The following is a 22,425-nucleotide window of genomic DNA, read 5'->3' on the forward strand; positions in this document are numbered from 1 at the left end:
GCGTGTGATGTGAGCGATCGGGCGGCGGTCGAGGCGTTGATCGCGGGTATCCCGGATCTGCGTGCGGTGGTGCATTCGGCCGGTGTTCTGGACGACGGTGTGATCGAGTCGTTGACGCCGGATCGTCTTGCCGCGGTGTTGCGGCCGAAGGTCGACGCCGCGTGGCACCTGCACGAGGCGACCAAGGACCTGGACCTGGACGCGTTCGTGCTGTTCTCCTCGGTCGCCGGGCTGCTCGGCAACCCCGGACAGGCCGGCTACGCGGCCGGCAACGCCTACCTGGACTCCCTCGCCGAATGGCGCCGGGAGAACGGCCTCGCGGCCACCTCGCTCGCCTGGGGACCATGGGTGCGCTCCGGCGGTATGACCGCCGAGCTCACCGAGGAGGACGTGGCCCGGATGACCCGGGGCGGCCTGCCGCCGCTCACCGAGGATCAGGGCCTCGCGCTCTTCGACGCCGCGCTCGCCGCCGGCCCGGCCGTGGTCGTCCCGGTACGCCTGGACACTGCCGCGCTGCGCCTCCGCGGCGACATCCCGCCGATGCTGCGCGGCCTGGTCCGAGGGCCGTCCCGCCGTGCCGCCGCCGGAAGCGCCGACCTGATCGCGCGGCTAGCCGCCCTCGACCCCGCGGCCCGGGCGGAGACGCTGCTGGACCTGGTCCGCACCCAGGTCACTCAGGTACTTGGTCACTCGGACAGCTGGCGGCTCGAGACCACCAAGGCCTTCCAGGATCTCGGTTTCGATTCGCTCACGGCGGTTGAGCTGCGTAATCGGCTCGGTGCGGTGACCGGCCTGAGCCTGCCCGCGACGGTCGTCTTCGACTATCCGTCCGTGCTGGCCCTCGCCGGGCATCTGCGTGACGAGTTGGTGGGTGTCGAGCCGGTCGGCCCGGTCGTGGAGCTGTCGCCGGTCGCGGACGACCCGGTGGTGATCGTCGGCATGGCCTGTCGCTTCCCCGGCGGCGTCGGCTCGCCGGAGGAGCTGTGGGACCTGGTCCGCGATGGCGTGGACGCGGTGGTGGAGTTCCCGACGGACCGCGGCTGGGATGTGGAGCGGCTGTACAGCGCGGACCGTGATGTGCCGGGTACGTCGTACACGCGGCACGGCGGTTTCCTGCACGACGCCGCGGAGTTCGATCCGGAGTTCTTCGGGATGAGTCCGCGTGAGGCGCTGGCCACCGATGCGCAGCAGCGGCTGTTGTTGGAGAGCACGTGGGAGGCGGTCGAGCGCGCCGGCATCGATCCGCACGGGCTACGGGGAAGCCGTACCGGCGTCTTCGCCGGGGTGATGTACACCGATTACGGCAACCTGCTCACCGAGGAATCGTTCGAGGGTTTCCGCGGCAACGGCAGCGCGGGCAGTATCGCCTCGGGCCGGGTGTCGTACACGTTCGGTTTCGAGGGCCCGGCGGTGACCGTCGACACGGCCTGTTCCTCGTCGCTGGTGGCGCTGCATCTGGCGGCGCAGTCGCTGCGGTCGGGCGAATGCAACCTGGCGGTCGCCGGCGGTGTGACCGTGATGTCGACCCCGCAGACGTTCGTGGAGTTCTCCCGTCAGGGTGGTCTGTCGGCGGATGGCCGGTGCAAGCCTTTCGCGGACGCGGCCGACGGTGTCGGTTGGGCCGAAGGTGTCGGTGTTCTGGTCTTGGAGCGCCTGTCCGACGCTGTGCGCAACGGTCACCGGGTCTTGGCGGTGGTGCGGGGTTCGGCGGTGAACCAGGACGGCGCCTCGAATGGTTTGACCGCGCCGAATGGTCCGTCGCAGCAGCGGGTGATCCGGCAGGCGTTGGCTAGCGCGGGTCTCACCGCCGGTCAGGTCGATGTGGTGGAGGCGCACGGGACCGGCACCACGCTGGGTGATCCGATCGAGGCGCAGGCGCTGCTGGCGACCTACGGCCAGGATCGGGACGTGCCGCTATACCTCGGCTCGGTGAAGTCCAACATCGGCCATACTCAGGCCGCCGCCGGGGTCGCCGGGGTGATCAAGATGGTGATGGCGATGCGGCACGGAGTCGTGCCGCGGACCCTGCACGTGGACGCACCGTCGTCGTTCGTGGATTGGAAGGCCGGCGCGGTGTCGCTGGCCCGGGAGAATGTTGCCTGGCCGTCGTCGGAGCGGCGGCGTGCCGGTGTCTCGTCGTTCGGTATCAGCGGCACGAACGCCCACGTGATCATCGAACAGCCCGACGTGGTCACGGCTCCCGTACCGCGCCAGGACACCGGCGCGATCGTGCCGTGGCCGGTCTCCGCCAAGACCCCGCAGGCCCGGCGCGACCAGATCGCCCGCCTTGCCGCCGTGCGCGACGAGCACCCGGCCGACGTCGGCTGGTCGCTGGCCACCCGGGCGGAGTTCCCGCACCGGGCGGTCCTGATCGGCGACACCGTGATCGAGGGCGATGCCCGGCTCGGCCGTACCGCGTTCATGTTCACCGGCCAGGGCTCCCAGCGTCTCGGCATGGGTCGCGACCTGTACGAGCGGTACCCGGCATACCGTGCGGCGTTCGACGAGGTCACCGCACTCCTGGACGTCGACTGGGACGACCTGGACCGGACCGGCAACGCGCAGCCGGCGATCTTCGCTGTCGAGGTGGCCCTCTACCGCCTCCTCGAATCGTGGGGTGTCACTCCGGACGTGGTGTTGGGCCATTCGGTCGGTGAGATCGCGGCCGCTCATGTGGCGGGTGTGCTGAGTCTGGCCGATGCCTGCACGTTGATCGCTGCCCGCGGCCGCCTCATGCAGGCGCTGCCGGACGGCGGCGCGATGGTCGCGGTCGAGGCGTCCGAGTCGGAGGTCCCGGCGGTCGAGGGAGTCTCTGTCGCGGCTGTCAACGGCTCCCGGTCGTTGGTGCTCTCCGGTCCTGAGGATGCGGTGGCCGCGGCGGCAGCCGGTTTTGAGCGGACCCGGCGGCTCAATGTCAGTCACGCGTTCCACTCGTCGTTGATGGATCCGATGTTGGACGATTTCGCGGCGGTGGTGTCCGGGCTGGTGTTGAACCTGCCGGTGCTGCCGTTGGTCTCCAACGTCACCGGCCGGGTCGAGACCGACCTGTTCACCGGCCCGGGCTACTGGGTGCGGCACGTCCGGGAGACCGTGCGGTTCGCCGATGGGGTGGCTGCCGCCGACGCCGACCGGTTCCTGGAGGTGGGTCCGGACGCGGTCCTGTCGGCGATGGTCGACCAGGGTGTGCCGGCGATGCGCCGCGACCGGGACGAGGCCACGACCCTGCTGAATGCGGTCGGGCGGCTCTGGGCCACCGGGCAGCGCGTCGACTGGGCCGCCATCGTCAGCGGCGCCCGGATCGACCTACCCACCTACCCGTTCCAGCACCAGCGCTACTGGCCGCGGGGCTCGGCGATGCCCGGCGGCGACGTGCGCCGGGCCGGCCTCGCCGACGCCGGGCACCCGATGCTCGGCGCCGCCCTCGAACTGGTCACCACCGACGGGTACCTGTTCGCCGGCCTGCTCAGCGCGCAGGACCAGCCGTGGCTCACCGACCACGAGGTCTTCGGCAGCGTGCTCGTGCCCGGCACCGCGCTGGTCGAGCTGGCCCTGCACGTCGGCGCCGAGGCCGGCACACCCGGCCTGGAGGAGCTCACCCTGGCCGCGCCGCTGGTGCTGCCCGAGCGCGGTGCGGTACAGGTCCGGGTCAGCGTCGGCGCGCCGGACGACACCGGCCGCCGTACGGTGGCGGTGCACTCCCGGCCGGAGAACGATCCGGACGGCGACTGGGCCGCGCACGCGAGCGGCACGCTCGGCGCGGCGGGCGCGCCGGAGACGTTCACCGTCGTCGGCGAGGAGATCGACCTCGCCGGCGCCTACGAGCGCATGGCGGACGCCGGATTCGTCTACGGCCCGGTGTTCCAGGGCCTGCGCGCCGCCTGGCGCGACGGCGACGACCTTTACGCCGAGGTGGCCCTGCCCGAGGACGCGGGCGCGGACCGGTACGGCCTGCACCCGGCCCTCTTCGACGCTGCCCTGCACGCGATCATGGCGGCCGGCGGGGACGGCCCGGCGGGTGTCCCGTTCGCCTGGGAGGGCGTCACCCTGCACGCCCGGGGCGCGTCCACGGTCCGGGTCCGGCTGCGCCGCACCGGCGAGGGCATCGCCCTGGCCGTGGCCGACACCGCCGGGAACCCGGTCGCCACCGTGGACTCCCTGGTCACCCGACCGCTGGACCCGGGCGCGCTGAGCGTCCGCGACCTCTACGCCGTGAACCGGGTGCCGGTGGCGCTGCCGGAGACCGGCGTGGAGTCCGTCGCGGTGCTCGGTCCGGTCTGGGAGGCTTTCGCCCGCCTGCCCGCCAAGTCGTTCCCCGACCTGGACGCCCTGGCCGGCTCCGGCGTACCGCAGACCGTGCTCGTGCCGGTCGCCGCCGCGCCCGGAGCGGACACCGCCGGCGCGGTGCACGCCGAGACCGCCCGCGTGCTGGCCCTGCTGCAGGCCTGGCTCGCCGACGACCGGTTCGCGGCCGCGCGGCTGGCTCTGGCCACCCGCGCCGGCGACCTGGCCGGGGCGGCGGTCCGCGGGCTGGTCCGCAGCGCCCAGGCGGAGAACCCGGGCCGGCTCGGCCTGATCGAACTGGACGGCGGGGACCTCACCGCGGCGGCGCTCGTCGCGGAGGAACCGCACCTGATCCTGGCCACCGACGGCCCGTACGCGCCGCGGCTGGCCCGGATCGGCACCGGCGCAGAACCGGCGCGGTGGCGCGGCACCGTGCTCGTCACCGGCGGCACCGGCGGCCTGGGCGCGCTCGTCGCCCGGCATCTCGCCGCGCAGGGCGTCACCGACCTGCTGCTGGTCAGTCGCCGTGGCCCGGAGGCGCCCGGCGCCGACGAGCTGCCCGGCCGTGCGGTCGCCTGCGACGTGACCGACCGCGCCGCGGTCGACGCGCTGATCGCCGATATCCCGGACCTGCGCGCGGTCGTGCACTGCGCCGGGGTCATCGACGACGGGGTGATCGGCTCGCTCACCCCCGAGCGGCTGGCCGCCGTGCTCCGGCCCAAGGTGGACGCCGCGTGGCACCTGCACCGGGCCACCGCCGGGATGGACCTGGACGCCTTCGTCCTGTTCTCCTCCCTGGCGGGCCAGCTCGGAAACCCGGGGCAGGGCAGCTACGCGGCCGCCAACGCGTTCCTGGACGCGCTGGCCGCGCACCGCGTCGCGGACGGCCTGCCGGCCACGTCCCTGGCCTGGGGCCCGTGGGTGCGCTCCGGTGGCATGACCGCGACGCTGAACGCCGCCGACATCGACCGGATGACCCGGGCCGGCATGCCGCCCCTCACCGTCGAACAGGGCCTCGACCTGTTCGACGCGGCCCTGACCGCGGGCCCGCCCGTGGTCGCGCCGGTGCGACTGGACCCGGCCGCGCTGCGGGCCCGCGGGGACCTGCCCGCGGTGCTCGGCGGACTGGTCCGCACGCCGGCCAAGCGGGCCGCCGCGGCCGGCGACGGCGGCGCTGAACTGGCGCGCCGGCTCGTCGGCGCGGCGGTGCCGGAGCAGCGGGAAATCCTGCTCGACCTGATCAGGGCGCAGGTCGCCGCGGTGCTAGGGCACACCGGCGCGGCACGGATCGCGCCCGACAGGGCGTTCCAGGATCTCGGCTTCGACTCGCTCACCTCGGTCGAGCTGCGCAACCGCCTCACCGCGCTCACCGGCGTGCGGCTGCCGGCCACCCTGCTGTTCGACCACCCGACGCCGGACGAGCTGGTCACCCACCTGCACACGCAGGTGGCGCCCGCGCCGGTGTCCGGCGCCGAGGCCGTGCTGGCCGAGCTGGAGCGCATGGAACAGGCCTTCGGCGAACTGAACGTCTCCGAGGGCCAGTACGAGCAGATCGCCGGGCGGCTCGAGGTGCTGCGTACCCGGTGGAACAAGCGGCGCGGGGGAGCCGACGCCGGGAACGAGCCGGCCTTCGACTTCGACACGGCGTCCGACGACGACGTCTTCGACCTGCTGGACAACGAACTGGGACTGTCCTGACCCCCCAACCTGACTGGAGAGGCGCATGACGATCGGACAACTCATCGACACCGCGGTCGGCCCGATAGCGCTGGGGATGAGCCCCACCCCGCACCGGGACGCCGAGGAGCTGTACGCCCTGGCCGCCGGGATCGCCATCACGGAGATCGACCGCGACGCCGAACCCGACGACAAGACCGCCGAGGAGTTCCAGCGCCTGACCGACAGCCGGATCTCCGGCGTGCCGATGGCCTACCTGACCGGGGTGGCCCCATTCGCCGGGCTGGAGCTGCGGGTCGGCGCGGGCGTGTTCGTCCCGCGGCGCGACTTCAGCGACCCGGTCGAGCCGGCGCTCGAGCACGTACGGGCGACCACCGCCCCGCTGATCGTCGACCTGTGCGCCGGCGCCGGCGCGGTCGCCCTCGCGGTCGCCCACCGCCGCCCCGACGCCGAGGTGCACGCGGTGGAGATCGACGAGCAGGCGTACGGGTTCGCCGAGCTGAACGCCGCCGACCGGGTCGCGGCGGGAGACACCGCGATCCACCTGCACCGCGGCGACGTCACCGCACCGGACGTGCTCGCCGAGCTGAACGGCAGGGTGGACGTCGTGGTGACGAACCCGCCGTTCGTGCCCGAGCATGCCCAGCTGCCGCCGGAGTTCGCGGTGCACCAGCCGCGCATCGCGATCTACGCCGGACCGGACGGCCTGGACGTCATCCGTGGCGCGGTGGACACCGCGGCCCGGCTGCTTCGGCCCGGCGGCGCGCTGGTCCTGGAGCACGGACACCTGCACGGCGAGACGATGCCGGCGCTGTTCGCCGCCGACACCCGGTTCACCGGGGTGACGCTGCACCCCGACCGGTTCGGCTACCCGCTCTACCTGCTCGCGCTGCGCGCCGGCTGAGCCTGGCCGGAACGTGTTCCCGGCCTGTCGAGGTGGACGCTCCCGCCCGTCAGGACACCACCTGGTCGCGGCCCTGCCGCTTGGCCCGGTACAGGTTCTCGTCGGCCGCGGCGAACAATCCGTCGGCCGGCACGCCGCCGCCGACCGCGGCCATGCCCATGCTGATCGTGACCTTCAGGCCCGGTGCGAGCGCGTCCCAGTCGCGGTTGGACACCGCCTGGCGGATCCGTTCGCCGATATCTAGCGCGCTGGCCCGGTCGGCGTACAGGAACACCGCGAATTCGTCGCCGCCGAAGCGGGTGACGACATCGCGGTCCCCTCGGCAGCCGGTACGCAACGCGGTCGCGATCTCGACCAGCACCTGGTCGCCGACGGCGTGCGAGTACGTGTCGTTGATGGGTTTGAACTCGTCGACGTCGATCAGCAGCAGGTACCGCGGCTCGTCACAGGACTCGCGGAAGGTGGCCATCAGGCGCTCGAACAGGCGGCGATTGCCGACATCCGTCAACTCGTCGCGGAGCAGCTCCGCGTCGGTGCGGCGACGCTCCTTCTCGAAGTCGATGCGCTCGGTCGCCTGGCGGAGCATCGCCACCCGCTCCAGGCGCAGCTCCCACAGGCATCTCGCCTGCTCGCGCACGGCGTTTATGAGGTCGCGGGCATGCGCCGGGGCCACCTGAGCTGCGGCCAACCGGGCCAGCTCGTACTGCACCTGCACCCGCTCCATCCGGGTGCTGCCGTATTCGCAGAGCTGCTGGGCCGCCAGCAGCTCCCGATGGGCGCCCTCGACATCGCCCGCCGCGTGGATCGCCAGTCCGGCGGCGAGATGCGCAAGCCGGGCGTCCATGTACTGCTGTTCCTCCCGCAGCGGCCCGATGATCTCTTGCGCCAGGGCGAGCGCGGCGGTGAACTCGCCGAGTTTGGCAAGCGTCAACGCGTACGCGCCCTTCATCACGAGGGTGGGTGTGGATTCCCGGCGCTCCAGGTCGGTGATGATCTCGATGGCGATCGCCCGGCACCGGCGCAGGCGCGCCCGGGCCTCGTCCGGCCGGCCGATCTGCTCCAGCCGCAGGCCCCACTCCAGCAGAAGCATGACGTACGTCTCGTGGATCGGACAGGCGAAGTTCATCCTGGTGCCGACGCGGTGCATGACCCGTCGGCACGCCTGCTCGCCCAGCTCGTACAGCTCGACCCCGTGTGCGGCGTTGGCGAGCGAGTTCACCGCCGCGAGGTACCGCAGGTCGTTGCTGTCGATGGGCGTCAGCGTCGCGCTTGCCCGCGCCAGACCCTCAAGCCCCTCGTCGAGCCGCCCGAGCCGGAACTGCATCTCGACGAGATCCGCACGGGTCTTCGCCTCGGCCACCCGGTTGCCGAGCCGCTCGCGCAGGCGCAGGAGCTCCTGACCCACCGTCACCGCTTCGCGGTCACGGCCCATCCACATGAGAGCGAACATCCGGCACTGCTGCAGGTAACCGAGCGTGATCTCGTCGCCGGTCAGCCGGATCAAGGCCTCGTAGTGGTCGGCGGCCTCGATCGCGCGGCGGAACTCACCCTTGACGATCATCTTGTGTACCCGGAAGGCGAACGCCGTGAACGGACCGTCACTGGAGAGGGGCACGGGGAGGGGCGCGCGACCCGGATCCATCCGTTCCATGATCAACTCCCGGGCGGCTGCGGGCAACTCACCATCACTGATCGGCCTCCCGCGCGACGTCCTGAGCGAATGTCCGATTATTGTATTTTGGGTGGTCTCGGGGCGAAGCCGCGCCGCCATCAGGCGAGTTGCCCGTCGTTCGCGCCCGCGAGGCGTCGCGAGGGGGACACGGTGCCGATCGGCTAGGCGTTGTCCAGGAGACGGAACAGCTCGTCGTCGCCGGCGGCGTCGAGATCCAGCCGCGCGCCGGCCAGGGCGCGCAGCCGGGCCGCCGCGGCGGCGTCCAGGGTGGTCCCGTCGGCCAGCAACCGCTCCAGCCGGGTGATCAGCTCGTCCGGGGTGTCGGCCGCCGGCGCGAGGGACGTGCGGATCAGCCGCACGATCGCGTGCGGCGTCGGGTGGTCGAAGACCAGCGTCGCGGGCATCGTCACCCCGGTACGCGCCATCAGCCGGTTGCGCAGCTCGATGGCGTTCACCGAGGTGATGCCCAGCTCGGTCAGCGGCCGGGCCGGGTCGATCGGCCTCGACGGCGCGCCGCCAAGCACCGCGGCCAGCTCGGCCACCACGACGCCGAGGATGACCTCGTCCCGCTCGAACGCGCCGAGCCCGGCCGGCGCCGGCCCGGCCGCATCGCCGATCTCCGGCGTACGCGGCGGCGCGCACGGGGTCACGGATACCCAGTACGGCCGGTGCTGGAACGCGTACGTCGGCAGCGGCGTCCGCCGCGCGCCGGGCAGCACCACGGCCCAGTCCACGGCGACGCCCGCGCCGTGCAGGCGGGCCACCGCCTCCAGCAGCGCGGCGGCCTCGTCGCGGTCGCGGCGGCCGGCCGGCACCACCGTCGCCCCGGTGATCGCGGGCGTCAGCACGGCGTCCGGGCCGATCTCGACGTACGTGGTGATCCGCGCCTCCCGCAGGGTAGCCACGGCGTCGGCGAACCGGACCGTCTCCCGCACGTGCCGGACCCAGTGGTCGGGGCCGATCTCGGCGACGCTCGCCCCGGTGGTGTCGCAGATCCACGTGATCGACGGCGGGTGGAACGTCAGCCCCCGCAGCACCTCGGCGAACTCGTCCAGCATCGGCTCCATCAGCGCGGAATGGAACGCGTGGCTGACGGCGAGCCGCCTGGTCCGCGCGAACCGCGCCGCGTAAGCGAGCACCGCCTCCTCCGGTCCGGACAGGACGATCGCGTCGGGCGCGTTGATCGCCGCGATCGAGACACCCTCGGGCGGCTCCAGCCCGTCGGGCGAGGCCTGCACGGCGACCATCGCGCCGCCGGCCGGCAGATCCTGCATGAGGCGAGACCGGGCGGACACCAGCGTGCACGCGTCCGCCAGCGACAGCACCCCGGCGACGTGCGCCGCGGCGATCCCGCCGATCGAGTGCCCGGCGACCGCGTCGGGCGTGACCCCCCAGGACTCGAGGAGCCGGTACTGCGCGACCTCGAAGGCGAAGATGGCCCGCTGCGCGTTGCCGGTGCGGTCGAGGCGGTCCGGGTCGAAGTCGCCGAGCAGCGTGCGGGCCTCGTCGAAAGCGGCCGCGAAGACCGGGTAGCGCTCGGACAGCGCGCGTCCCATGCCGGCGCGCTGACTGCCCTGCCCGGAGAAGACGAAGGCGAGCCCGCCGTGCTCGGCCGTCCGGCAGGTGATCTGCGGGCCGCCGCCCGCGGCGAGCGCCTCCAGCTGGTCGGTGCCGGTCGCCACGGCCTGGTGGTCGTGCACTGCCCGGCCGGTGAGCAGCGAGTACGCCACGTCCGCCGGTGCCGTGGGCGCGGCCGAGAGGTGGTCCGCGAGCCGGCGCGCCTGCGCTCGCAGCGCGGGTTCGTCGCGCGCGGTCAGCAGCCACGGTGCGCCGCCGGTGCCGGCCGGCCCGGCGTCCGGCTCGGGCACGTCCTCCAGCACCACGTGCGCGTTGGTGCCGCTGATCCCGAACGACGACACGGCCGCCCGGCGGCGGTCCGCGGCCGGCCACGGCCGGGTCTCGGTGAGCAGCCGCACCGATCCGCGGGACCAGTCCACCTGGCCGGACGGCTGGTCCGCGTGCAGGGTGCGGGGCAGCACGCCGTGCCGCATCGCCAGCACCGCCTTGATCACCCCGGCGACCCCGGCAGCGGCCTGGGTGTGGCCGATGTTGGACTTCACCGAGCCGAGCCACAGCGGGCGGTCGGCGAGACGGCCCTCCCCGTACGTGGCCAGGATGGCCTGCGCCTCGATCGGGTCGCCCAGCGAGGTGCCGGTGCCGTGCGCCTCGACCAGGTCGACGTCGGCGGGCGAGACGCCGGCGTTGGCCAGTGCCTGACGGATGACACGCTGCTGCGCTGGGCCGTTCGGCGCGGTCATGCCGTTGGACGCGCCGTCGGAGTTCACCGCGGAGCCGCGGATCACGGCGAGCACCGGGTGGCCGTTGCGGCGGGCGTCGCCGAGGCGTTCCAGCAGCACCAGGCCGGCGCCCTCGGACCAGGCCGCGCCGTCGGCGCCGTCGCCGAACGACTTGCACCGCCCGTCCGGTGCGAGGCCGCGCAGCCGGGAGAACTCGACGAACGATTCCGGGGTGGCCATCACCGCCGCGCCGCCGGCCAGCGCCATCGAGGACTCGCCGGAGCGCAGCGACTGCGCGGCCAGGTGCAACGCGACAAGCGACGAGGAGCAGGCGGTGTCCACCGTGACGGCCGGGCCGTGCAGGCCGAACTGGTACGCGATCCGGCCGGACATGGCGCTGGCGGCGCGCCCGACGGCGAGCAGCCCCTCGAGGTCGCCCGCCGCGCCGGTGGCGTAGTCGTGGTACATCGCGCCGAGGAACACGCCGGTGCGCGAGCCGCGTACCGAATCCGGGTCGATGCCGGCGCGCTCGAACGCCTCCCAGGCGGCCTCCAGCATCATCCGGTGCTGCGGGTCGGTCGCCAGGGCCTCGCGCGCGGAGAAGCCGAAGAACCCGGCGTCGAAGCCGGCTGCGTCGTGCAGGAAGCCGCCCTCCCGGGCGTACGTGGTGCCGGGGTGGTCCGGGTCGTCGTCGAACAGCGTGTCGAGGTCCCAGCCGCGGTCCCGCGGGAAACCGGTGATCGCGTCCACGCCGCCGGCGACCAGCTCCCAGAGCTCGTCCGGGGAGGTCACGCCGCCGGGCAGCCGGCAGGCCATGCCGACGATCGCGATCGGTTCCTCGGTGCCGGCGACCCGCGCCGGCACCGGGTCGTCGTCGTCCTGCCCGACCAGGTGCCGTGCGACGGCGAGTGGGGTCGGGTGGTCGAAGGCGAGCGTGGCGGGCAGGCTCATCCCGATCGCCTCGGCGATGGCGTTGCGCAGCCGGATGGTCCGGATCGAGTCGAGGCCGCGGCTGCGGAAGCTGTCCTGCGGGCCGATGTCGGCGCCCTCGCCGACCTGGGCGACACAGGCGCGGACCAGGTCGAGCGCCTCCTGCAGGCTGCCGGCGTACGCGGCCGGCCGGTGCGGGCGTTCCCGCAGCAGGTCCTCCAGCGCGCGACGGTGCAGCTTGCCGGCCGGGGTGCGCGGCAGGTCCGGCAGGAAGACCAGATCCAGCGGGATCTTGTAGTCGGCCAGGCCGAGCCCGCGCAGAAAGCCGGTGACCTCGGCGAGGTCGATCCGGCCGCGGGCCGCCTCGGTGACCACCAGGACGGGGAACTCGCCGAGCCGCGGGTCGGCCTGTCCGACCACCGCCTGCGGGCCGATGCCCGGCAGGTCGGCGAGCAGGCTCTGCACCTCGACCGCGCTGACCTTGCGGCCGCCCACGTTGATGATCTCGGCGGCCCGGCCGTGGAAGACGATCCGGCCGTCGACGTCGACCGCGGCCGTGTCGCCGGTGCGCAGCCAGCCGTCGTCGGTGATCGCGGCGGCGGTGAGCTCGGGATCGCCGTAGTACCCGCGGAACAGGTTCGGCCCCCGGTACTGCAACTCACCCGCGACGCCGACCCCGGCCGAATTGCCGCCCGAGTCGCGGATGCGCAGCTCGGAGCCGGTACCGGGCCGGCCGATCGTCCGGGCCGCGACCATCGGGTCGTCGCCGGCCAGGGTACGGGTGCCGGTGCCGAGCTCCGACATCCCCCACACGACCACCACCGGCGCGCCCAGCGCCGCACGGGCGTCGGCCACCGCCGCGGGCGGCAGCGCGCTGCCCGCGGTGCGCAGCTCCCGCGGTGCGAACCCGGCCGGCTCGCCGAGCTCGGCGAGCCGGGCGACGACGTCGTAGATCTGGGTGGGTACCAGGAACACCACGCCCGGCCGCGCCTGCCGGCACAGGGCGAGGAACCGGTCCGGGTCCCAGGCGTCCAGGATGGTCTGCCGGCTGCGCGCGAACAGCGCGTTGTGCATCGACTGCAGGCCGAAGAGGTGGCTCAGCGGGCAGGCGGTGACGATGCCGGGCGCGAACGACTCGGCGGCCTCGGCGGTGACGTGGGAGATGTTGGAAAGCAGGCCGTCGTGGTGGTGCACGCAGATCTTCGGCCGCTGCGACGTGGTGCCGGAGGACGGCATCAGCACCAGGGGAGCGTCCGGCGGCACCTCGACCGGGGCCGGCCGGTGCCCGCGCCAGTGCGCCGCGGTGGCCAGCAGCGCCTCCAGCGTGAGTACCACCCGCAGCGACGGCACCGCGGACCGCAGCTCGTTCGTCGAACCGGTGGCGGCCAGCACGAACGCGACCGGATCCACCCGGCGCAGCAGGGCCAGCACGTCCCGGGCGCCGCTGCCGGCGTGTATCGGCATCATCACCGCGCCGATCTCGGCGACGGCCAGGTGCACGGTCTGGAACTCGAAGCCGTTGGGCAGCTGCACCGCGACGACGTCACCGGGCCTGACGCCCGCCTCCTGCAGGCCCCGGGCCACCGCGTCCACCTCGGTGCGCCACCGCCGCCACGTGTACGACCGGTCACCGTCCACGATCGCGACGGCGTCCGGATCGGCGGCCACCGCGGCGGCGAACACCGACGGCAGCGTGTACCCGCCCAGGTGGTGAACGAGATCCGCGGGCGGGTCGAGCTGATAGTCCGCGGCGGTGATCGCCATGGTGCCTCCAGAGGGTCAGGCCTGCGCGAGCAGCGGCGCGGCGTCGCGCTCGGGGAAGTCCGCGCCGAGAAGGGTCAGCAGGGGACGCGCCTTGACGGCGGTCTCCTCGTACTCCGCCGCCGGATCGGACAACGCGATGATCGCGCCGCCGACGCCGTAGCGCAGCCGGCCGCCGTTGAGCACCACGGTGCGGATGACGATGCTCAGATCGGCGGCCCCGGTCAGCGAGAAGTAGCCGATGACGCCGGAGTAGATGCCGCGCGGCCCGGCTTCCAGCCGGTCGATGATCTGCATCGTGCGGATCTTCGGGGCGCCGGTCATCGAGCCGCCCGGGAACGCGCAGCGCACCCCGGCGGCCGGGCTGCGGTCCCGTGCGAGCTGCGCGCGTACGGTGCTGACCAGCTGGTGCACGGTGGCATAGGACTCGACGTCGAACATCTTGTCCGCGTGCACCGAGCCGACCTCGGCGCAGCGGCCCAGATCGTGCCGGACCAGGTCCACGATCATCAGGTTCTCGGCGCGGTCCTTCTCGCTCGAGGTGAGATCGTCGACAAATAGCGCGTCCTCCTCGAGGGTGCGCCCGCGCGGCCGGGTGCCCTTGATCGGCTTGGACTCCATGTCGCCGTACCGGTCGATCTGCAGGAAGCGTTCCGGCGAGGTGCTCAGCACGGCCACCTCGCCGAAGCCGAGGAACGCGGCGAACGGCGCCGGGCTGTACCGGCGCAGGAAGCGGTACGCCTGCCAGGGGTCGATGTCGGAGTCCGCCTCGATCATGTTGGTCAGGCAGACCTCGTACGTCTCGCCGTTGCGGATCTCCCGCTGGCACTCCTCGATCAGCCCCAGGTACGCCTCCCGGTCGTGGCGCAGGCGCAGCGGCGAGGTCGTCGAGGCGGGCGGCGCGTCGCACGGCGCCGGCTCGCGGCCGCCGAGTGCCTTGATCGCGGCGGTGGTGTCGGCCAGCCAGGCGCGGGCGGCGGCCTCGTCGCCGTCCTCGGCCAGCGCCAGCAGGTAGGTGCAGCGGGTGCGGTGGTCCAGCACGATCGCCCGGTCGGCGAAGACCATCACCGCGTCCGGCTCGTGCGACGGGTGCGCGGCGTCGCCGTCGCACTCGGCCTTCAGCTCGTAGCCGAGCGCGCCGACCCAGCCGAGCCCGAAGTCGAACGGAAGGAACGGCACGCGGGTGTCCAGCGAGCGGATGTCCGCGTCCAGCCAGTCCAGGAACGTGCCGGAGGTGATCTCGGCGCCGTCCGCGGAAACGACCGTGACGGTGCCGGCGGTGACGTTCGCGGTGGCGATCCGTGCCAGCGGTCCGGCGGCGTTGCCCATCACGGAGACCTCGCCGGAGGCGCCGGTCTGGCTGCTGTCCAGCCAGTACGGGTGCTCGCCGGCGCGGACCAGCGTGTCGAACGCGACCTCGGCGTCCCAACGGGTGTCCATCGCCTCGACCAGCACCTCGAGCCGGCGGGTCCGCTCCGGCGCGGGGTCCGCCACGGTCGCCGGTGCGGGCGGGGCCACGTCGATGACCTCGCGAGCGCCGCGGTGCCGCTCGGTCAGCCGGCCGAAGTTGGCCAGCAGCTGGTGCCCGCCCTCGGTACCGATCGATTCGGGGTGGAACTGCACGCCCCAGAGCGGCAGATTGCGGTGCCGGAGCGCCATCACCACGTCGTCGTCGGCCCACGCGGTGGCCTCCAGGTCGCCGGTGATCCCGGTGACGGCCAGCGAGTGGTAGCGGACCACCTCGAGCGGCGACGGGAGGCCCTCGAACAGCTCGGTGCCGTCGTGGCGGATCAGCGAGGTGCGGCCGTGCCGCGGTTCCGGGGCGTGGCCCACGTGCGCGCCGTGCGCGAGGCCGATGCCCTGGTGACCCAGGCACACGCCGAGCACCGGCAGCCGGCCCTCGGCGGCGATCGCGGCGCACAGTCCGAAGTCGGCCGGCCGGTGCGGGGTACCCGGGCCGGGGGACAGGACCACGTTGTCGAACTCGGCGAGCCGCTCGGGCCGCCACGCCGGGTCGTCGTTGCGGATCACCTCGGGCCGTCGCCCGTTCACCTCGGCGAGATAGTGGAAGAGGTTGTATGTGAACGAGTCGTAGTTGTCGACCAGCAGCGTACGCATGTGCGGTCCTTGTCCTGGTCCTCGAGGTGACGGGGGAATTACCGGACGGCCTCGACACCGGGCCGGCGGGCGGCCGCCAGGTCCGCGGCGATCTCGGCGTTCACCGCGTGCTGCTGGGCGGCGATGAAGAAGTGGCCGCCCGGGAAGCCGGTCAGCCGGAACGGGCCCTCGGTGTGCCGCTCCCAGGCGGCGGCCTCGTCGGCGGTGGTGAGCGGATCCGCGTACCCGGTGAGCACGGTGATGCCGGCCCGCAGCCGGGCGCCCGGCAGGCCGCGATACGTCTCGATGGCCTCGTAGTCGGCGCGGATCGCGGGCAGCGCCATGCGCAGGATCTCGTCGTCGCCGAGCAGTCCCGGCACGGTGCCGTTGAGGCGCTTCAGCTCGGCGATCACGCCGTCGTCGTCGCGGTCGTGCACGGTCTCGGCGCGTGCCGTCGACGGCGCCCGCCGTCCGGAGGCGATCACCGTGCGCGGCCCCCCGCCGTCGCGTTCGAGCCGCAGTGCGGTCTCGAACGCCAGGATCGCGCCCATGCTGTGCCCGAAGAACACGGTGGGCTTCTCGCCGAGCGTGCGCAGTTCGGCGACGATCGCGTCGGCCAGCGCGGCGACGGAGGTGTGGCACGGCTCCCGGCGGCGGTCCTGCCGCCCCGGGTACTGCAGGCAGATCACGTCGGCGCCGGCGCCGTGCGCCGCGGAGACCGGGTGGTAGAAGCTGGCCGAGCCGCCCGCGTGCGGGAAGCAGACGAGCCGCACCGCCCGGCCCGGGCCCGGGTGGTAGCGCCGCATCCACGGTGTGGTCGCGTCGTCGGCGATCGTCACGGCAGAGCTCCTTCTCGCTGGGTGTCGCCCATCAGATCGGACCCGGGTCCCGGAATTTGCTAGTCCTGGACGGAGATGGCGCCCGACGGGCACAACTGGAGTGCCAGGTGCACCGGCCCGCTCTGCTCGGCGTCCGGCTCGGCGGCCAGCACCTCGACCACCCCGTCGTCGTCCTGGTCGAAGACGTCGGGCGCGGACAGCACGCACTGTCCCGCGCCGACGCAGGCCTCGGTCGCCACCGTGATACGCATCTCGCCTCCGTGGTCGTTCGGCCTCGCTACCAGCGGACTGGCAGCGCGTGCAGGCCGTGCAGGACACCGTCGTACTTGTAGGGCAGGCCTTCCTCGCCGACCGCGGGCGAGAGGCCCGGGATCCGCTCGAACAGGGTCCGGTACGCCAGCTCCATCTCGACCCGGACGAGGTTCTGGCCGAGGCACTGGTGCACGCCGTAGCCGAACGCGACGTGCTGCCGGGCGCTGCGCCCGGGGTCGAACAGGTGCGGGCAGGCGAACACCTCATCGTCGTGGTTGGCCGCCGCGACCAGCGGCACGATGCCCTCGCCGGCCTTGATCAACTGGCCGCAGATCTCCACGTCCTCCACCGCCACCCGCAGCGACACCAGGTCGGCGACCGAGTGCAGGCGCAGCAGCTCCTCGACGATCCGGTCGTCGCCGATCCACTGCGGGTTCTCCATCAGCGTGACGATGCCCAGGCCGATGTTGTTCGCGGTGGTCTCGTGCCCGGCGATCAGCAGCAGGAGCAGCACGCCGGGCAGTTCCCGCGCCCGCAGCACGCCGCCGGCGAGCAGCCGGCTGGGCAGGTCCTCGCCGGGCCATTTCGCCTTGATCTCGATGAGCCGGTTGATGTAGCGCAGCAGCTCACGGCTGGCGAGGTCGCGCTGCGCGTCGGTGGACTGCCGGATGTTGACCAGCGTCCGGGTGCGCGACTCGAAGAAGTCCCGGTCCGCGGCCGGCACGCCGAGCAGCGCCGAGATCACCAGCGACGGGATCGGCAGCGCGAAGTCGTTGATCAGGTCGGCCTCGTTGCCGGCCGCCAGCAGGTCGTCGATCACCTTGTCGATGACGCCCTGAATGGCCGGGCGCATCTCCCGGATCCGGCGCACCGTGAACTCCGGGATCAGGGCCTTGCGGAACCGGTCGTGCTCGGGCGGGTCCAGGCCGACGAACCAGCCGGGGATCTGGTCCTGCCGCGGCACGCCCATCGTCTCGCCGATGTTCGGGAAACCCTCCCGGTCCGGGTTGGAGCTGATCTTCCTGCTGGTCAGGATCTCCCGTACGGCGGCGTGCCGGGTGACCAGCCAGACCGGTCTGCCGTCCGGAAGGTACGACAGGACGAGCCCCTCGCGCCGCCGGTACTCGGAGTATCGCGGCGGCGGGAACGCCTCGCCCTCCTTGCGCAGCGGGAAGTCGACGACCAGCTGTTCCCCGGTGTCGCTCATGACGGCCTCTCGTAGAACTCGCCGACCCGGGCGACGATGAAGTCGATGTCGGCGTCGGTGAGGGACGTGTGCGTCGGCAGGTAGAAGCCGTCCTCGCTGAACCTGGTCGCGTTCAGCGACGGCCAGCGCTCGTCCAGATAGCCGGGTTGGCGGCTCATCGCCTTGAAGAACAGCCGGGTCTCGATGCCGTGCCCGGCCAGGTGGGCTCGCAGGTCCTCGCGGCGCTCGGCGCGCAGGTCGTACATCCAGAGCACGTCGCGCGGCGGCATCAGGGTGATGCCGGGTACGTCGCGAAGGCCCTCGTCGTACCGCTTCTCGATCTGCGCGCGGCGGGCCAGGATCTCGTCCAGCCGCTCGGTCTGCGCCAGCGCGACGGCGGCCTGCATGGCCGTCATGCGGTAGTTGTAGGCCAGCTTCTTGTGCAGGAAGCTGTGGTCCTTCGTGAACGCCATCGCGCGCAGGTGCGCGATCTGCCCGGCCAGGAACGGGTCGTCGGTGAGGCAGATACCGCCCTCGCCGGCAGTGATGATCTTGTTGGCGAACAGCGAGTAGCAGGCGATGTCGCCGACCGGCCGCACCCCGTGCGCCTCGGCCGAGTCTTCCACCACGCGCAGGTTGTACTGGAACGCCAGATCCATGATCGGGTCCATGTCGCAGCGCCGGCCGTAGATGTGCACCGGCATGATCACCCTGGTCCGCGGGGTGATCGCCGCCTCGATCTTCGTGACGTCGATGTTCAGGTCGTCGCCGCAGTCCACGAAGACCGGCGTGGCGCCGGTGTAGGTGACCGCCCAGGCGGACGCGATCATCGTGAACTCGGGGACGATCACCTCGTCGTCGGGGCCGACGCCAAGGGCGCGCAGCGCGAGCGTCAGGGCGGCGGTGCCGGACGAGCAGGCCACGCCGTGTGCGACGCCGTGGTAACCGGCGAAGGCCTGTTCGAAGCGGGCGACGAACGGGCCCTGCGACGAGATCCAGCCGTCGCTGATGGTGCTGGTCACGTACTCCAGCTCGCGGCCGTCGAGCGACGGCATGGACACCGGGTACCGGTAGTTCATCGGGCCACCTGTGTGATCAGATCGGCCGCGGCGCGTGCGCCGCCGGCCGCGCGCTGGCGGGCGCCGAGCTCCTCGGCGCGCCGGGTGAACGAGGGGTCGGTCAGCACCCGGGTCAACTTGTCGATCACGTCGTCCGGGTCGACCGTCATGGGCCTGTCCAGGGTCAGGCTGACGCCGGCGTCACGGCCGCGGACGGCCTGGTCGAAGCAGTCCACCCAGAGCGGCCGGACGACCAGCGGCTTACCGAAGTAGATGCCCTCGTGGAAGCCGTTGCCGCCGCCGTGTGTGAAGAAGACCTTCACCGACGGGTGTGCCAGCACGTCCAGTTGCGACGGCAGCCAGTTCTCGATGCGCAGGTTGCCGGGCAACTCTCCGGGCGGCGGCAGCAGGTGCTGTTGCTCCGTCGGCAGCTTCCACAGCACGCAATGCCGGCCGTCGAGCCGGCGGGCCACCTCGACCAACGCGCCCGCCTGCTCGGCGGTGAGCCGGGTGATGGTCCCGAAACCCATGTAGACGACGGACTCCCGGGCATCCAGCCAGCGCGTCACGTCGTTGTCCGCGGAGGCCTCGGGCAGCGGCGGCAGCACCGCGCCGACCAGTTTCAGCTTCTCCGGCACCTCGAACGGGTAGTCCAGCTCCGGGATCGAGGCGCACAGGATCATCCGCGCCTCATCCACCCGGGTCATCGGGCTCGGCGCGGTCAGACCGAGTTCCTTGCGGATCCGGGCGTCCTCGGAGAGCACCCTGCCCATCGCCGGGTCGACGAACATAGCGAGCGTGCGCAGCTTGAACAGCCGGTTCCGGAGCCGCTGCCCGAGCGTCATCCGCGCGGGCAGGCCGGAGTGCGGTACCGGAAAGCCCTTGGGGGTGTAGGACTTCGCGAACGGGTTGTGCGCGGTGAGGATGTTGCTGGGCAGGAACGGTACGCTGAGCACGAACGGGATACCGCGGGTCAGCGCCAGATCGACGGCGAAGCCGCAGAGCGACTCGATGACCATCAGCGAGGGCTGCGCCTTGTCGACCACCTCGGCCAGCGCCCGGAACTTCACCGCCTGCAGATCCGGGCGGTAGGTGTGCCGGATCACCGCCCGGTGCGCCTTGAACCGGCTCCGCTGGGTGACCTCGCGGTAGACGTCGTCGTCCCACGTCACCGCGGACAGTTCGGGCGTCACCGGGCCGAGCGACGCGAACCGCACCGGCGCCGCACCGGCGATCCGCTCCACGTCGTCCCGGCGCGGTTCGTCGGTGGCGAACCAGAGGTCCGGCACGCCGCGGCGGGCCAGCTCGGACGCGAGCACCAGCATCGGGTTCAGCAGCCCGCTCTCCGGCAGGCTGACGAACAACACGGGACGCGCGTCAGGCGCGGTCGATGGCTTCACTCCATGTTGATCCCATGCCGGGCACAGGGGATTTCCTTAGACCTGTACGCCCACCGGTCGCCCCGGACGGCGAGCGATGCACCCACTACCATCCGTGGCCTTGGCGCGGCAACTCGTTGTGAGAAGAAGAGAAGCGGCTGCGGCTGAAAGCGCAACCATTGATAGACTTGATCGCGGCTTCCGGGTGGCAAGAATGAATGCGGGAATCGTCGGCGAGGGTCGTTCACTCGCTCCCGACCAGGGTCATATCTCTGTGCTGGTGCAATTGACCGGTTGAGTGGACGTGGGGAAAGGAAACGGTGACGAGGGTTCTGCCGCGCGTCTGCAATTGCGATCTCGATGCGCCCGATCTTCATGCACACCGTGCCCGGCATCTCGAGGCGGCCGGTGCGCTGCTCGCCGAGGGCGAGCCCGTAAACACCGCCGCGCTCCACCTGGCCGCGGCCGGCGGCAGCGACGAGCCCTGGGCTGTCGCGGCGCTGCGCGAGGCGGCGGCCGAGTCGGTCGCCCTCGGCCGCGACGAGGAGGCCCGGGAGTTCCTGGAACTGGCCGTGCGCGCCGACCCCGGCGGCCCCGCCGAGGCGGAGCTGGCGGACGTCGCGTGGTGGATCCGCCCGGCCGGCTCCGTGCGCGCCCTCGTCGAACTCGGCCACACCGCGGCGGCACGGCGGTCCGGCGCCGCCGTGCTGGCCCGCCGCCTCGCCTGGCACGGCCTGATCGACGAGGCCGCCACCCTGCTGGCCGACCGGCCCGCACCCGGCATCGAGGGTGCCGTGACCGACGTCTGGCTCAGCCGCCTCTATCCCGGCGCGTTCACCCCGCGCGCCGAGGCGCCGCCGGTCGACACCGTCGCCGCGACCCGCCCGTGGCTGCGCGGATCCGCGACCCCCGAAGCCGTGCTGCAGGGCCTGGCGCTGAACCGCGCCGGCCTGGAACCGTTGCAGATGGCCCTGCTCGCCCTCGACGACGCGGAGACCCTCGACCCCGGCGCCCCGTGGTTCGGGGACCTGCTGGCCGCCGCCCGGCGCTCCGCGAGCCGGGTCCCCGAGGCGTTGCTGACCGCCGCCCGGGCCCGCGACGAGCTGCGCCGCGGCGACCTATGTGCCGCCGAGGAGTCCGCCGAGGCCGCGCTGCGCGCCCTCGCCCCGGCCGGCTGGGGCGTGCTCGTCGGGATGCCGCTCGGCACGATCCTGGAATCCCTGACACAGCAGGGCCGGCACGACGAGGCCGCCGAACGGCTGCGGGGCACCGTGCCGCGCGCGCTCGGCCGCAGCCCGTACGGCCTGATCTATCTGCGGGCTCGTGGACTGCACTACCTGGCCGTCGGCCGCGAGCGGGCCGCCCTCGGCGAGTTCCTCGCGGCGGGCGAGATACAGGAGACCTGGGGCGTCACCTACCCCGGGCTGTCACCGTGGATGCTCGACGCAGCCCGGGCCCACCTGGCCCTCGGCGAGCCGGACGCCGCCCGCGAACTGGCCGACCGCCAGCTCCGCGCGCTCGGCGACACCCGACCGCGGATCCGTGCCGCCGCGTTGCGGGTCTACGCCGCCACCCTCGGCCCAGCGCGGCGTCCCGAGCCGCTGCGCGAGGCCATCGGCCTGCTCGAGGCGTACGGCGACCGCCTCGAGCTGGCCCGCTGCCTGGCCGACCTGGGGCAGGCCTTCGAGCAGGTCAACGAGCGGCAGTACGCGCACGCGCCGCTGAACCGGGCCCGGCGCCTGGCACACGACGCGGGCGCCGTCCTGCTGCTGCGCGAGCTGGCCGATCGCGGCCTGGACGCCCCGCCGACCGCCCCTCGCAGCGGTCCGTGCTCGGCGAAGCTCAGCGGCGCCGAGCGCCGGGTCGCCGAGCTGGCCGCGCAGGGTTACAAGAACCGCGAGATCGCCCGCCGCCTGTTTCTCACCGCGAGCACGGTGGAGCAGCACCTGACCCGCATCTACCGCAAGCTGGACGTGCAGCGCCGCAGCGCCCTGCCCGACGTGCCCGGCCTGATCCCGGCGGCCGAGGTACCGCGGCCGCGCCGCCCCCGCCCGCGCTCCATCCGCACCGAGCCGACGCAGTGACCGGCCGG

Annotated in this window: 11 protein-coding genes (1 of these 11 cut by a window edge); 3 read left to right on the plus strand and 8 right to left on the minus strand. The window is 72.9% G+C overall.

The genetic code is table 11. The features are described from left to right. Both BJ971_RS10025 and BJ971_RS10030 read left to right on the plus strand, forming a co-directional pair. Positions 1-5,979, plus strand: partial view of a type I polyketide synthase gene (locus BJ971_RS10025; protein WP_184991854.1) — the 3' end only. The gene continues 23,070 nt to the left of window position 1, outside the view; the window shows 5,979 of its 29,049 coding nt (coding positions 23,071-29,049); the start codon falls outside the window, past its left edge; its stop codon occupies positions 5,977-5,979. A 25-nt stretch (positions 5,980-6,004) separates the two neighbouring features. Continuing rightward, positions 6,005-6,862, plus strand: a complete 858-nt coding sequence (locus BJ971_RS10030) for a N5-glutamine methyltransferase family protein (RefSeq protein WP_184991856.1) — start codon at positions 6,005-6,007, stop codon at positions 6,860-6,862. Between the two features lie 49 nt (positions 6,863-6,911). Here BJ971_RS10030 and BJ971_RS10035 read toward each other — a convergent pair whose 3' ends face one another. The 8 genes from BJ971_RS10035 to BJ971_RS10070 all read right to left on the minus strand — a co-directional run bounded on the left by BJ971_RS10035 (position 6,912) and on the right by BJ971_RS10070 (position 20,321). Then, positions 6,912-8,513, minus strand: coding sequence for a GGDEF domain-containing protein (locus BJ971_RS10035; RefSeq protein WP_184991858.1), 1,602 nt, complete (start codon positions 8,511-8,513; stop codon positions 6,912-6,914). Positions 8,514-8,695: 182 nt separating this feature from the next. Then, positions 8,696-13,525: a type I polyketide synthase gene (locus BJ971_RS10040; RefSeq protein ID WP_184991860.1), complete on the minus strand. Its 4,830-nt coding sequence runs from the start codon at positions 13,523-13,525 to the stop codon at positions 8,696-8,698. Between the two features lie 15 nt (positions 13,526-13,540). After that, a complete protein-coding gene (gene pabB, locus BJ971_RS10045; protein ID WP_184991862.1) occupies positions 13,541-15,640 on the minus strand; it encodes an aminodeoxychorismate synthase component I in 2,100 nt (699 codons plus the stop codon). 38 nt (positions 15,641-15,678) lie between these two features. Continuing rightward, on the minus strand, positions 15,679-16,425 hold the full coding sequence (locus BJ971_RS10050; protein ID WP_184998763.1) for a thioesterase II family protein: 747 nt from the start codon (positions 16,423-16,425) through the stop codon (positions 15,679-15,681). A 92-nt stretch (positions 16,426-16,517) separates the two neighbouring features. Continuing rightward, positions 16,518-16,709, minus strand: coding sequence for a ferredoxin (locus BJ971_RS10055; RefSeq protein ID WP_184991864.1), 192 nt, complete (start codon positions 16,707-16,709; stop codon positions 16,518-16,520). Positions 16,710-16,735: 26 nt separating this feature from the next. Continuing rightward, complete coding sequence (locus BJ971_RS10060) at positions 16,736-17,917, minus strand: cytochrome P450 (RefSeq protein ID WP_184991866.1); 1,182 nt, start codon at positions 17,915-17,917, stop codon at positions 16,736-16,738. Continuing rightward, positions 17,914-18,975 carry a DegT/DnrJ/EryC1/StrS family aminotransferase gene (locus tag BJ971_RS10065; protein WP_184991868.1) on the minus strand — a complete coding sequence of 354 codons (1,062 nt, stop codon included), beginning with the start codon at positions 18,973-18,975 and terminating at the stop codon, positions 17,914-17,916. The genes BJ971_RS10060 and BJ971_RS10065 overlap by 4 nt, the downstream gene beginning before the upstream one ends. Further along, entirely contained in the window at positions 18,972-20,321 is a 1,350-nt protein-coding gene (locus BJ971_RS10070) for a glycosyltransferase (protein ID WP_203709655.1), read from the minus strand. The genes BJ971_RS10065 and BJ971_RS10070 overlap by 4 nt, the downstream gene beginning before the upstream one ends. Positions 20,322-20,653: 332 nt before the next feature. Between BJ971_RS10070 and BJ971_RS42020 the strand changes: the two genes are divergently transcribed. Beyond that, complete coding sequence (locus BJ971_RS42020; protein WP_184991870.1) at positions 20,654-22,417, plus strand: helix-turn-helix transcriptional regulator; 1,764 nt, start codon at positions 20,654-20,656, stop codon at positions 22,415-22,417. Positions 22,418-22,425: the final 8 nt, after the last annotated feature.

The sequence above is a fragment of the Amorphoplanes digitatis genome (genome assembly GCF_014205335.1).
GTDB lineage: Bacteria > Actinomycetota > Actinomycetes > Mycobacteriales > Micromonosporaceae > Actinoplanes > Actinoplanes digitatus.